The following is a 14,909-nucleotide window of genomic DNA, read 5'->3' on the forward strand; positions in this document are numbered from 1 at the left end:
TCATGCCCGGCTCTGGTAGGTGCCAACCTTGGTTGGCACTCACGGGTTCATGCCCGGCTCTGGTAGGTGCCAACCTTGGTTGGCACTCACGGGTTCATGCCCGGCTCTGGTAGGTGCCAACCTTGGTTGGCACTTCCGGGAACGGCGGCGAACCAAGGTTGGCCACTACCTCAGAACTTCACCCGCAGGTCCACGCCATACACTTCGCCCCCCACGCGGCTGCCGTGCTGCACGCCGTATTGCATGCCCACCGTCACCCGCTCGTTGCCGTAGTACAGGCGCGAACGCCAGTTCAGTGCCGGGCTGGCAATCGGAATCTGGATGTCGGCGGCGCTGGCATCGGCATTGGCCCCGATCAGCGACACCGGCAGGTTCACTGCAGTGCGCGTGGACACTTCGTAGGCCACCTGGGTGGACACACCGAAACGGCTCTTCGCAACTGCCTGCTCGTAACCCAGCTTCACGCTGGGCACCACGGAGAACAGGCTCTGGTTGTGGGCACCCGCGCGATAGCCGATGTCTCCCATGCCCTGTTCGCGCAGGCCGTCGTGGTGCAGCAGGGTGTAGCGCGCGTCCACCCGCGGCTGCAGCGACCAGCCGCCACTGCCCAGGCGCGTGCCGATGCCTGCGCCCAGGCTCACGTAGCCGGTGCGCGGTGACGATGTGGCCTGTGCGTTGTCGTCGAACACCGGCGACAACCGTGTGGTGTCATACCACGACCAGCCGGCGGCCAGGCTCAGGCGACTCTGCACGTTGTCCACATCGTGCTCGAAGCCCAAGCCCAGGTTCACGCCACGACCGCGACTGCGGGTCTGGCCATCGTCCACGTTGATCTGCGAGAAGTGGTCGAACTCGAATGCCGTGGAAATCGACCATGGCCCCTGCAGGGTGCCATCGATGCCGAAGCGTGCGTAGCTGCCTGACAACGCGATCGGCAGATCGGCAGCGGTGCGATCGCGGTGCGCATCGTAGCTGCTGATGCCGCCCCACACGCAGCGTCCATCGTCCAGCACCCTGCCGCAACCGAACAGGCTGCCGGTAAATCCGCGTTGCACCTGCACCTGGTTGTACAGCGTGGAGCCCAGGCCATCTGCGTTGATCAGATCGAACACCTGCCGGTAGGCGGCTTCATCACCGGCCTTGTAGTTGCCCAGCAGGGCCATCAGGCGACCAATGCCATCGCTGCTGCCAGTCAGCAGTGCGCTGTTCATGTGCGCCGCCAGCGCATTCTGGTTGTCGCGCAGCCACGCCTGCTGGAAGTGCGGATCGTAGGACAGGTGCACGCCATCGGCGCGGTAGCTGGCCTTGAAGGTCAGCGCCAGCGTGTCCTGCATCTGGAAGCCATCATCGCGGCTGCCCTGCGCGGCCGACAGGATCGGCAACCACTGTGCGTTCGACAACGAGGCCAGGGTGAAGTAGCCGGTGCCGGCCAGCGCAACCGAGCCGGTTGCGATCAGGCGATCAGACGCTGGCGAACCGAAGGCCACATCCATGTACAGCGCACCGCTACTCTCCTGCACGAAGTTGCCGGTCAGGGCGACCTGGCTGATCACCCGTGCGCCCAGCAGCAGGTTGTCCGCTGCGGCCGCTGCATCATCCACGTTGGCATGCACCGCACCGGCGGCCAGATCGATCGGGAACTGCGGTGCGGCCAGGCCGAAATGCAGATCGCCACGGTTCACCAACGTGCCCGACGTTGCGCTGGTCAGCGCGGCCACGCCACTGCCCTGGCCGATGGCCAGGCGGTCATAGGTGACCAGGCGTGCGCCGGCTTCGTTCAACAGCCGGTTGCTGCCGTTGCCCAGGTCGACATTGCCGTACAGGCTGCCCTGGTTCTGCAACAGGTCGTTGCCTTCACCGGCCAACGCAGCCAGCGTGGACACCGACGACAGCGAACGCTCGACCACGATGTGGTTGTCGGCGCCGCCTTCGATCACCACGCCCGCGCCGGCACCGCTGCCACCGCGCACGGCACCGGCCAGGGCGACGTCGATGTTGCCGCGGCCATCGCGGCCCAGGCTGGCAGCCTGCACGCCCACCGCGTCGGTGCCGGTCTGCAGCACATCGCCGCTCACCGCCACGCGCACCGCGCCTGCGCTGCCCTGCCCGCCCGCAGCCGCCGAGCCCACCCCGGCCACCCAGCCACCGCCGCCGGCAATGGATTGCGCCAGCACGCCCACGCTGCGCGCGCCCAGGCCCAGCACATCGCCCTGCACCTGCACGCTGACCGCACCGGCGTCGCCCTGGTTGTCGGCGGAAAGGCCGATGGCGGCGGTGTCAGCGGACTGCATCAACAGACCACCGCCGCCGCCGATGGACTGCGCCACCACGCCCAGGCTGTTGTCGCCGGTGGTGATCACACTGCCCTGCACATCCATGCTGACCGCAGCGCCATCGCCCTGCGCACCATTGCGTGCGCCGAACTGCACGTCGGCACCGACGCCCTGCGACAACAGGGCCATGCCACCACCGGCGCCGATCGACTGCGCCAGCAGTGCGACCGAATTGGCCGACAGGTCCAGCACATTGCCGGCCACCTGCATGTCCACGGCTCCGGCATCCAGTCCGGCACCGCCGTCGGCCCCCAATCGCGCCTGCGCCTGCGCCGCACCCGGTGCATCCAGGCTCACCCGCGCCACGCCACCACCGCCGCCGATGCTCTGCAGCAGCAGCCCCTGCGTGTCCTGCCCGGCCACGGCCACATCCCCGCGCTGCGTGTACGCCAGCGCGCCACCGCGGCTGTCCTGCGCGCCGCTGGCGCCCATCTGCAACTGCAGCTGCACGGCGCTACCGCCGCCTTCCAGCTGCGCGCGGCTTTCGCCACCGCCGCCACCAATGGACTGGTGCAGGGCCAGCACGCCCTGGCTGCCTTCCAGCAGCATCATGCCGTCGTGGCTCAGGCGCAGTGCACCACCATTGTTGTTGCTGCCGCCGATTGCACCCAGGCTGGCGGCGAACACCAGCGCCGGTGCCGTCGGCTGCGCCTGCGCGAGGGCCTGCGACAGGCCATTGCCGGCGCTGGCCGCAGTGAACGCCACGCGCGGCGCGACGCTGTCGGTACCGCCCAGCACGCGGGTCAGGCTGCTGCCACCACCGCCACCGATCGACTGGGTCAGTTCGCCCAGCGAGAAGTCACCGGCGATGGCGTAGTCGCCCTTCGATCCGGCATCCACATCACCGCCGCTGGTGTTGGTGGCATCCCGGCTGCCCAGCAGGCTGCCCAGCACACTGCCGATGCCGGACGCTGCGCTGCTGCCAGTTCCCGCATCCGCCGCTGCCGCAGACAGATCCACACCGGTGAACGTCTGGTCGAGCACGCCGCCGCCACCGTTGATGGCCTGCGTGCGCACGGCCACCGCACCGGCACCCGACACGCTGATGCTGCCATTGTTTTCCACGGAGACCGTGCCGGCCTTGCCGCCACCGTCCAGGTTGCTGCCGCCCAGCTGGCTGAGCAGCACCCCGGCCAGCGACAGGCCGCCACCGCCATCGATGCTGCCGAAGCCCAGGCGGCTGTTGCCGCCGCCGCCACCGATCGACTGCGCCACGATGCCATCGGCATCGGCGCCGAAGGTAACGATGCGGCCGTTGTTGACCACCCGCACATCGCCGCCGTCGCCGCCATCACCGCCGTGGCCACCCACGGCCATGAAGTAGTCGCCGCTGTTGCCTGCGAACAGATTCGCTGCACCGGACAGACCGGCCAGCACACTGGCATCCACCGCACCGCCCTGCAGCGCCGCCGCGGTCATGGCCACCGACTGGCCGCCATCACCACCACCGCCGCCGATGGATTGCGCCAGGATGCCGTAGGCCGCGTCACCACGGGTCTGCACCAGGCCGTCATTGATCACCTCCACGCTGCCGGCGCGGTTGCCGCTGCCAGCCTGCCCGCCCAGCGCGAGGTTCAGCGACGTCGCACCTTCCACGGCATTGGCTACGCTGGCCACGGTGAGCGACGCGCTGCCGCCGCCGCCGCCGATGGATTGGGCGAAGATGCCGTGTGCGCCCTCACCCGTGGTGCTGATCACCCCGCTGTCGGCTACGCCGGCCTGCACCCGGTTGCTCACGCTCACATTGCCACCGGTACCGCCGTCGCCGGCGCTGCCGCCCAATGCCAGGTTCAACTGCAGCGCGCCACTGCCCTGCTGCGCCTGGCTGTTGTTGCTGTTGCCCGTGCTGCTGTCGGCATCCTCATCACCACTGTCCACCTCGTTGCGGTTGGCCAGGGTCAGTGCGGTATCGCCGCCACCACCGCCCACCGACTGGGCGAAGATCGCGAATGCTCGTGCGCCAACGGTGCTGATCCAACCGCTGTTGTCCACCTGCACGTTGCCGGCGGCGGCGCCGCTGCCTCCTTCGCCGCCCAGCGCCAGTGCCAGGCCCATGCTGCCTTCACCGGCACTGGCCGCGTCGGCCACGGTCACCCCGGCACTGCCGCCACCGCCACCGATGGACTGCGCGAACACGCCATGGGCGGTGTCACCGCCGGTGATCACGTAACCCTCGTTGCGCACCTGCACGTTGCCGCCGGTGTTGCCGGTGCCACCGCTGCCGCCCAATGCCAGGTCCAGCGATACCGCCGTGCCGCCCCCGCTCTGCGCGCTGCGGCTGGACGCCATCGCGGCATCACCGCCACCGCCGCCGATCGAGCGCGCGTGAATGCCGTGCGCGCTGTCACCCAGGGTCAATACCACCGGTGCATCGTCACTGCCGGCCGTGGCCACGTTGAACACGGCCACGTCGCCGCCGACACCGCCATCACCGCCGCTGCCACCCAGCGCCAACTGCAACGACACCGTGGTTGAACCGGTCTCGTCCTTGTCGGTGTCCACCTTCGATTCGCTGGATGCCACCCCGCCACTGCCGCCGCCACCTCCGACCGACAATGCGCCGATACCCACCGAGCGCGCGCCCGCCGTCTGTACGCGACCGCTGTTTTCCACGCTTACCGCGCCACCGGATGCACCGGTGCCGCCCGCGCCGGACAGCGCGATGTTGCCCATCACCAGGGTCAGTGCGCTGCTGGCCGACGCTTCACCCTTGGCCGAACTCTGCCCGCCCACACCGCCACCGCCGCCGACGGACTGGGCGTTGATGCCCACCGCATCGTCGCCCCAGGTGATCACCGTGCCACCGTGGGCCACGCTCACATCACCGCCGGTCGCACCGTCGCCGCCCTGCCCGCCCAGGGCCAGGTTCAGCGCCACACTGGTGGCCGCTTCGCTGCTGCCAGTGCTGCTGCCATTGCCACTGCCGTTGCTGCCAGTGCTGCCGCTGCCCTGGCCGCCGCTCGTGCCGCCCTGCTTGAACGTGGAGGTCGCCGAAGCGGAACCGGCCAGGCCACCGCCACCGCCGATGGACTGCGCCAGCACGCCGTCGGCGCGGTCGCCACGGGTCTCGATCACGCCGCCCAGGTCCAGGTCGACGCGGCCGCCGGTGGCGGCTTCACCGCCGGCACCGCCCAGTGCCAGGTTCACTGCCACGGTCGCGGTGCCGCCCTTGCTGGCCGCACTGCCGCCGGTACCACCGCCGCCGCCCACCGACTGCGCGACGATGCCGCGCGCGTCGTCGCCGCTGGTCAGGATCTGCGAATCGGCCACGCTGCTGACCACCACCGCGCCGCCGGCGGCGCCCTTGCCACCGGCCACGCCCAGGCTGATATCCAGCGCCAGTGCATCGGGTTCATCGGCGCTGTTGCTGCTGCCGCCCGTGCCCGTGCCCGTGCCCGTTCCAGAACCCGTGCCGCCGCCCGAGCTGCCGCCGGAACTGCCACTGGACCCGGCCACCGCCACGGCCACCGACGTGCTGCTGGAGGTACCGCCGCCACCACCGATGGACTGCGCCAGCACCGCCGTTGCACCGTCACCGGCGGTCTGCAGCACGCCCTGTTCCAGCGCTACCTGCACGGTACCGGCGCTGCCGCCTTCGCCGCCCTGGCGGCCCAGGGTGAAGGCCAGGCTGTTCTGGCCCGCCGCATCGCCGGTGTTGTCCACCGCCGCGTTGCCGCCACCGCCACCGATCGACTGCGCCAGGATCGCGTAAGCCGATGCACCCGCAGTCAGCAGATTGCCCTGGCTGCGCACCGTCACATCGCCCCCGGTGCCGGCCGCACCGGCCGCACCGCCCAGCGCGACCTTCAGGCCCACATCCACATCATCCAGGCCACTGGCCTTGCGCACGTTCTGGCCGGCGTTGCCGCCGCCACCGCCAATCGACTGCGCCACGATGGCCGACGACGCCAGGCCATCGGTGATGATGTTGCCGATGCTGGTCACCTCCACCGCGGCGCCACTGCCGGCACCGGCGCCACCGCCGCCGATCTGCAGGCTGGCCGCCACCGTGGTGCGCTGCTGGTTGCCGCTGCCATTTCCAGTGCCCGTGCCGCTGCCCGAACCCGAGCCCGAACCTGAGCCGGAACCCGAACTGTCGGAATACTTTTCCAGCACCAGGGTGCCGCCACCGTTGCCGCCGCCACCGCCGATCGACTGCGCCAGGATGCCAGTGGCATGGTCGCCGCCCACGAACAGGTTCAGCGCCGGCGTCGTGCCGCTGCCCCAGGCCGCCGCGTCACCACGCAGCACGCTGACGGCACCGGCATTGCCGCCGCTGCCACCGGTGCCGCCGATGCCGATGCTGATCGGCACCTGCGCCGACGAATACAGACCGCTGATGCTGCCACCGCCGGCACCGCCACCGCCGCCGATCGATTGCGCCAGGATGCCGGTGCCGCCCTGCGCCACCTCGTCGGCCCCATTGGCATTGACGAACATGTCGCCGCCGCCACTTTGCACGTACACCGCACCGGCATCGCCGCCCTCGGCGCCGTCGCCGCCAATGCCGGCCGACACCGCCAGGCGCTGCGCGCCCTGGCTGGCAGAGGCGGAAATGTTCTGCCCACCGGCACCGCCACCACCGCCGATCGACTGCGCCAGCAGTGCGCTGGCATGGCTGCCCACCACGTTGATACTGCCCATGTGGGTCACGTCCACCACGCCACTGGTGTTGCCGGTACCGCCGGACCCGCCCAGCCCCACCACCAGCGAAGCGCTGTTCTGCGACGAGGGCTTGCTGAGTGCCGCGCTGATGTTGATGCCGCCGGCGCCACCGCCACCACCGATCGACTGCGCCAGGATGCCGCGTGCGTGATCGCCGAAGGCGAACACATCGGCGCTGGCATCGACCTGCACATCGTTGCCGCGGCCGGCATCGGCACCGTTGCCGCCCAGACCCACGGTGATGCTGCTGCCGGTGGTGACCGCTGCACCGATGTTGATGCCACCGTTGCCGCCACCGCCGCCGATGGATTGCGCCAGGATGGCCGACTGTTCATCGCCGATGGCGACCACCAGCGGTGTGTCGGTGTCTTCCGGGCCCACGTTCACCGCCACCTTGCCGGCATGGCCACCGGTACCACCATTGCCGCCGATGCCCAGCACGATGCCGACGCTGGTGGAGCTGTTGCCGCTGCCACCGCCGGACGATCCGCCACTGCCACCGCCGCTGCTGCCACCGCCGAACACCGCCGTCGGATCGACCGCCAGGCCGCCCTGGATGTTGATGCCACCATTGCCGCCACCACCGCCGATGGACTGCGCGACGATGCCGCTGGACCCCTTGGACAGATCGCTGGCATCGACCTGGAAGGCGCTGCCGTTGCCGAGCGTGAGCACGTCGCCCAGTCCACCCAGCGCGGCCACCGTGCCGAGCACATCCACGCTCACATCCCCGGCCGTGGCACCGCTGCCGCCCTTGCCGCCCACGCCCACCACCACGCTGCCGTTGCGGCTGTCGCCCAGACTGAGCGCACCGGCAATGGTCATGCCGCCGTTTCCGCCACCACCGCCGATGGACTGCGCGACGATGGCGTCTGCGCGCTCACCTTCGGTCACGGTGCTGCCCTGGCGCAGCAGACTGACATCGCCGGCGGTATTGCCACTGCCGCCGGTGCCACCGATGCCGATGCTGGCCACGCCGTTGTCGCCCAGGCTGGCACTGATGCTGCCGGCCACGGTGATGCCACCGTTGCCGCCACCGCCGCCCAGGCTCTGCGCCAGCACGGCCGTCGATCCATTCCCCGCGGTGAAGTAGTCCCCTTCCAGCGTGCCGCTGACATCGCCGGCGCTGCCACCGCTGCCGCCGTTGCCGCCCACGCCCACCGACACCGCCAGGTTGCGCGAACCATCGCCCAGGTTGATGCCGCCGGCACCGCTCACGGTCAGCCCACCATTGCCGCCACCGCCGCCCAGCGACTGCAGCACCATGCCCTGCGCATCGTTGCCCGCGGTACTCACATTGCCGGTGTGGTTCACCTGCACATCGCCGGCCGTGCCGCCGCTGCCACCACTGCCGCCGATACCCACGCTCACCGCCAACTGATTCTGTGCCGAGGCGGCCACGGTCAGCGCACCGGCGATGGTCATGCCGCCATTGCCACCGCCGCCACCGATCGACTGGAACAGACCGCCCCAGGCACCGTCGCCCAACGTGGAAAGCGTGCCGTCCAGATCGGCCTGCACACCACCGCCGGTACCACCGGTGCCGCCGCTGCCACCAATACCGATGCTGGCGCTGACATTGCCGCTGCCGTTGCCCGACGCGGCCAGGCTGCCGGCGATGGTCATGCCGCCATTGCCGCCGCCACCGCCCAGGCTCTGGTAGGTCACCGCACCGGCATCGCTACCGGCGGTCACCACGTTGCCGACCAGGCTGCCGCTCACGGCGCCGCCATCGCCGCCGCTACCGCCACTGCCGCCCACGCCGATGGCGATGCTGCCGCCGTTGGAGGCGCTGGCGTTGAGTGCACCGGCGATGGTCATGCCGCCGTTGCCACCGCCGCCGCCGATGGACTGCTGCAGGATGCCCTGCGCGCCATCACCGGCGGTCTGCACATGGCCTTCCACGTCCACGTGCACATCGCCTGCGGTATTGCCGCTGCCACCACGCCCGCCCACACCCACGCCGATGACACCGGAATTGCCGGCCGAGGCGGTCAGCGCGCCACCGACCACGAAGCCGCCGTTGCCACCGCCGCCGCCAATGGACTGCGCCACCACGCCCATGGCGTCATCGCCTTCGGTGATCACCGCATAGCCATCGTTCTGCGCCAGCGCGCGCACGCTGCCGGTCACGTTGCCAGCCAGGCCACCCTGGCCGCCGTTGCCGCCCAGGCCCACGCTGATGGAACCGCCCGAACCGGCCGTCGCGGTCAGGCTGCCACTCACGTTGAAGCCGCCGTTGCCGCCACCACCACCCAGCGACTGCAGCAGCACGCCATGGCTGTCATTGCCTGCGGTGGTAACCAGGCCCACGGTGCTGCCTTCCACCGAACCGGCACTGCCGCCGTCACCGCCGTTGCCGCCCAGGCCCACGCTGACCGAACCGGAGGTACCGCCACTGGCAGTCAGCGCGCCCTGCACGCTGAAGCCACCGTTGCCACCGCCGCCGCCGATCGACTGCGCGACCAGACCCGAGGCACCGTCGCCCAGCGTGGCCAGCACCCGGCCGTCGTCGGCCGAACCGTCCGGCGCAGCCGCTTGCAACGTGGCGCGCACGTTGCCGGCGCTGCCCCCTTGGCCGCCGTTGCCGCCCAGGCCCACGGTGACCGAGCCACCGGCACTGCCGGTGGCAGTCAGCCCGCCGCTGATGTTGAAGGCGCCGTTGCCGCCGCCGCCGCCCAGCGATTGCGCCAGTGCGCCATGGCTGCCGTCGCCTTCGGTGGACACCAGGCCGGTGCTGTCCACGGTCACCGCGCCGGCGCTGCCGCCGTCGCCACCGCTGCCCCCCAGGCCCACCGACACCGAACCGCCAGCGCCGCCGCTGGCGGTCAATGCGCCACTGACGTTGAAGCCACCGTTGCCGCCGCCACCACCGATCGACTGCGCCAGCAGACCCAGCGACTGTTCGCCTTCGGTGGCGACACGACCGACCTGGGTCAGGCCTACCGCCGCGCCGGTACCGCCGGTGCCACCGGTGCCGCCCAGGCCCACCGACACGCTGCCGGCACCGCCCCCACTGGCGGCCAGGTTGCCGGTCACATTGAAGCCTCCGTTGCCGCCACCGCCGCCAATGGACTGCGCCACCACGGCGTCGGCACGATCGCCACGGGTCAGCACGCTGCCCTGCTTTTCCAGCTGCACCGTGGACGCATTGCCCCCCGTGCCGCCACTGCCCCCCAGGCCCACCGACACGGCCACGCCGCCACTGGACGACGCACTGATGCCGGCGGCCACGTTGAAGCCGCCGTTGCCGCCGCCACCGCCCACCGACTGCGCCAGCACACCGGTGGAATCATCGCCGTCGGTCTGCACGTCCTGATCGACGTAGCCGATAACGCGCCCACCGGTGTTGCCGCTGCCACCGTTGCCACCCAGGCCGACGCTGACCGCAGCACTGCCCATGCCGGCGGCCAGCGAACCGCTGATGTTGAAGCCGCCGTTGCCACCGCCGCCGCCGATGGACTGCAGCACCAGTGCCGAGGCGTTGTCGCCCACGGTGTAGACCGAACCGCCGCGCAGATCGGCGGTTACCGCGCCGGCGCGCCCGCCATCGCCACCATTGCCGCCAATACCGACCGACACTGCGCCCGATGCCGCACCGGCACTGATGCCCCCGGCCACCACGAAGCCGCCGTTGCCGCCACCACCACCGACCGACTGCAGCAGCATGCCGGTAGCACCGTCACCCAAGGTCTGCACCTGCAGATCAGTGGCATCGGCACGTACGCTGCCGGCCACACCGCCCGAGCCGCCCGTGCCGCCCAGGCCCACCGACGCACTCACCGCCACCGTGCTGACGGTGACCCCACCGCTCACGCTGAAGCCACCGTTGCCACCACCGCCGCCGATCGACTGCAGCACCACGCCGCCGGAGCCCGCACCTTCGGTCAGCACCGTGCTGTCGTTGAAGGTGGCGCTGACCGCGCCCGCGGTACCGCCGTCACCGCCGTTGCCACCAATGCCCACCGATGCCGAACCCGCACCGGTGCTGCCGATGGTCAGGGCGCCCCCCACGCTGAAGGCACCGTTGCCGCCGCCACCGCCCACCGACTGCACCAGCATGCCGGTGGACTGCGCGCCGAAGGTCTGCAGCAGGCCATCCAGTTCCGCGTGTGCGCTGCTGCCATTGCCGCCCTTGCCACCACTGCCGCCGATGCCGATCGCGGCCTGCGCCGCAGCGCCGTTGCTGATCGCCAGGCCACCGGCCACGGCGAACCCGCCGTTGCCGCCACCGCCGCCCAGCGACTGCACCACATAAGCATCGGACTGCGCGCCCAGCGTCGATGCGCTGCCGGCGAACTGGCCACTGACCGCGCCGCCATCACCGCCGTCGCCACCGTCACCGCCCAGCCCCATGGTGGCGCCGACAGTGGCACCGGAAATCACCGCGGTCTGCAGGCCCACGGCCACATCGAAGCCACCGCTGCCACCGCCACCGCCCACCGACTGCAGCAGCACGCCGGTGGCATGGTCGCCGGCGGTGATCACCGTGGCATCCACCGCACCGGTGACCGCGCCACCATTGCCGCCCTCGCCCCCGGATGCACCGATGGACAGCGTGCCCTGCAGCGAAAGCGCTGCGCTCACCGACACGTCGGCATCCACGGTGAAGCCACCGTTGCCGCCACCGCCGCCGATCGACTGCATCAGCACGCCACTGGCGCGCTGCCCCAGCGTGGTCACTTCACCGCGGTAGTCGCCAGTGACGATGCCGCCGTTGCTGCCGTTGCCGCCGGTGCTGCTCAGGCCGGTCGCGCCGATGCCCAGCGACAGTTGGGCGGTGCTTCCCCCGACCGCCACGCCCACGTCGATCTTGTTGCCGCTGTTGCCACCACCGCCACCCACCGATTGGATCAGCGCACCCACCGCATCGTCGCCGCCGGTCCAGATGCTGCTGTCCAGTACGGCATCCACGCGGCCACCGTTGCCACCATCACCGCCGCTGCCGCCCAGGCTCTGGCCGATGTTGATGGCGGTGGCGCCCAGGCCGGCAGCCACCGACACCACGCTGCCACCACTGCCACCGCCGCCACCGACGGACTGGATCAGCGCACCCACTGCACCCTGCCCGCTGGCATCGGTGTTGAGCGTGCTGGTGCCGCCGGTGGTGATGTCCCCGCTGTAGGTGACATCGACATCACCGCCTTTGCCGCCGGCACCGCCGGTGCCGCCCAGGGTGGACGACACGGTGAGCGAAATCCCGCCGCTGGCCGCACCGGTCACGCCGATGGCATCACCACCGGAGCCACCACCGCCGCCGATGCTCTGCGCCACCAGACCGTTGGAAAAATCGCCCGCGGTCCAGATCGAACCGCGCGTGCCGCCGCTGTCGACGGTGACCGTGCCGCCGTCGCCGCCACCGGCACCGCTGCCGCCCTTGCTGCTGTTCAAACTCACCGCGAAGGCGTTGCCGCCGGTCAATGCAACACCGAGCGCGTTGCCACCGCTGCCGCCACCGCCACCAATCGAGGCCACGTACAGGCCATCGGCGTTGTTGCCATGGGTGGTGACATCGGCGTTGCCCTGCAGTTCCACCACGCCGCCATTGCCGCCCGCCGCGCCGGAACCGCCGTAGGAAGCACTGAGGCTGATCGGTACGACAACGCCCACCGACACCGCGGTAGCGCTGCCGCCGTTGCCACCGCCGCCGCCGATCGACTGCAGGCGCACGCCGGCCGCGTTGCTGCCCTGGGTCAGGATGCTGCCGCCATCCACCAGCGTGGTGGAGACCTTGCCGGCAGTGCCGCCGTTGTCACCACTGCCACCGAAGGCAAACGCAATGAACGGTGCCACCGCGCTGGCGCCGCCGCCGTTGCCGCCACCGCCACCAATGGACTGCGCCAGGATGCCATCGGCGGACGTGCCGTGGGTTTCGATGCTGCCGCTGTGGGTCACGCTGACATCGCCGGCATTGCCGCCCTTGCCGCCATCGCCGCCCAGCGCGAACACGCCCAGGCTGCTGCCGCCGGTGCCGCCACCACCACCGATCGATTGCGCCAGGATGCCCATCGCGCGCTCGCCCAGGGTCAGGATGCGCCCGCTGTTGTCCACGCGCACGGTGCCGCCGGTACCGGCATCGCCACCGGACGACCCCAGCGCGGCCAGCGCCGCACTCAACCCCGCCTTGCCACCGCCGCCGCCGATCGACTGCGCCAGGATGCCGTTGGCATCGGCGCCACGGGTGGTGATGTTGCCGTCGTTGTCGACCGCGACTGAACCACCGTTGCCGCCGGCGCCACTGCTGCCACCCAGGGTGACCAGACCGATCTGGGTACCAGCGCGGCCACCGCCACCGCCGATCGACTGCGCGGAAATGCCATCGGACCCCGTGCCGCCGGTGCTGATCGCCCCGCTGTTGAACACCTCCACCGCGCCGCCGTTGCCACCAATCGAACTGCTGTCACTGCCCAGCACCACCAGCGCCACGGTGGTGCCGCCGTTGCCGCCGGTGCCACCGATCGATTGCGCGTTGATGCCCGCCGAACCGGCGCCGTCGGTCACCAGCGTGCCGCTGTTGTTCAGCGTCACCTTGCCGCCGTGGCCACCGGCACCACCGCTGGCGCCCGCCGTCGGGAACAGGCCATAGGAATTGCCGCCGCTGCCACCACCGCCGCCCAGCGACTGCACCAGCAGCGCGGCCGAATCGGCGCCATGGGTTTCCACGTTCACCGAACTGGTCAGTGACACGTCACCGCCCTGCTTGGTGCCGCCGCCACCGCCGGCGCCACCACCGGCGTAGGAATTGCCACCATCGCCGCCCTGGCCGGAGCGGCTTTGCACCGCGATGCCCGGCGCCGGCGTGCCGCCGGACGCCGTGGTGATGATCCTGCCGGAACCGGCCACGGTGACATCCACGTTGCCGCCCGAGCCACCATCACCGCCGGGCTTGGCCTTGGAGGTGGACAGATAGATGCTGCCGCCGTTGCCGCCATTGCCGCCGGTGCTGGTGATCAGGATGCCGGGGTTGCCATTGCTGATGGTGACCGTGTCGTTGATCTGCAGCTTGGAATCCTGGCCCGGGCCCAGGGTGATGTCGGGCCCGCGGCCGCCGTTGCCACCGGCCTTGGCCGGTACGAACAGGGCACCGGTGCGGCCCTTGCTGCCCTTGCTGCCCACCCGCGTCACCTTCACCAGCGTGCCGCTGCCGTAGCTGTCGGTGGGGTCGGGGCCATCGCCATCGGCCAGCATGCGCGTGGCCACGTCCACGGTGCCGTTCTCGGTCACCGTCAGGTTGCCCTCGTCGTCGGTGGACGTGCTGCCGTAAACCATGGCCACGATGGTCACCGCATCGCCGTTGCTGTTTTCCCAGCGGCCGCTGCTGCTGTTGAACACCACATCGCGGGTGGTGGTGCCGGGGCTGCCGGCCAGCCGGTAGCCCACCACCGTCACCGACTGCGCCTGTCCGGTGCCATCGGTTTCCACGCCGGTGCCGGAACTGGCGATCAGCACGCTGCTGCCCAAGCCCTTGATGTCGCGCACCAGGTAATCGTTGCTGCCATCGGTGGCGATCACGCCCACCTTGCGCGAGGCGATCACATCGCCATCGTCATTGGTTTCGCCGGCCACTTCGCTGGTCAGGATCAGGTCGACCGTGGAATAGCTGCCATCCGGGTTGCGGATCGAATAGTTGGCCGCCAGCGCCAGCCCCGGCAGCAGCCCCAGACCCAACGCCAGCGCCATGGCCAGCACGTCACGGCGCAGGCCGACGGCGGCGCCACCTGCCGACAGGCGGCCGGGCTTGCGGGCAATTTCGGAAACGACCTGGACAACGCCGAGGGCAGCGTTGAAAACCAGCTTGTAGATCTTGTTCATGGGAGCATCCGGAGGCGAGTGAAAGCGACCCGACCGCGGGGCATACGCGGGGTCTCACCAGAGCAACCGGAAAAGAAACGGGATTCCCATCACACAAAA

The 14,909-nt window shown here is 70.5% G+C and carries 1 protein-coding gene; it reads right to left on the reverse strand.

Annotated features, from left to right (window positions below; all coding sequences use genetic code 11):
- Positions 1-170: 170 nt before the first annotated feature.
- Positions 171-14,810, reverse strand: a complete 14,640-nt coding sequence (locus tag C1931_RS16760; RefSeq protein WP_108757136.1) for an ESPR-type extended signal peptide-containing protein — start codon at positions 14,808-14,810, stop codon at positions 171-173.
- Positions 14,811-14,909: the final 99 nt, after the last annotated feature.

It is taken from the genome of Stenotrophomonas sp. YAU14A_MKIMI4_1 (assembly GCF_003086855.1).
GTDB lineage: Bacteria > Pseudomonadota > Gammaproteobacteria > Xanthomonadales > Xanthomonadaceae > Stenotrophomonas.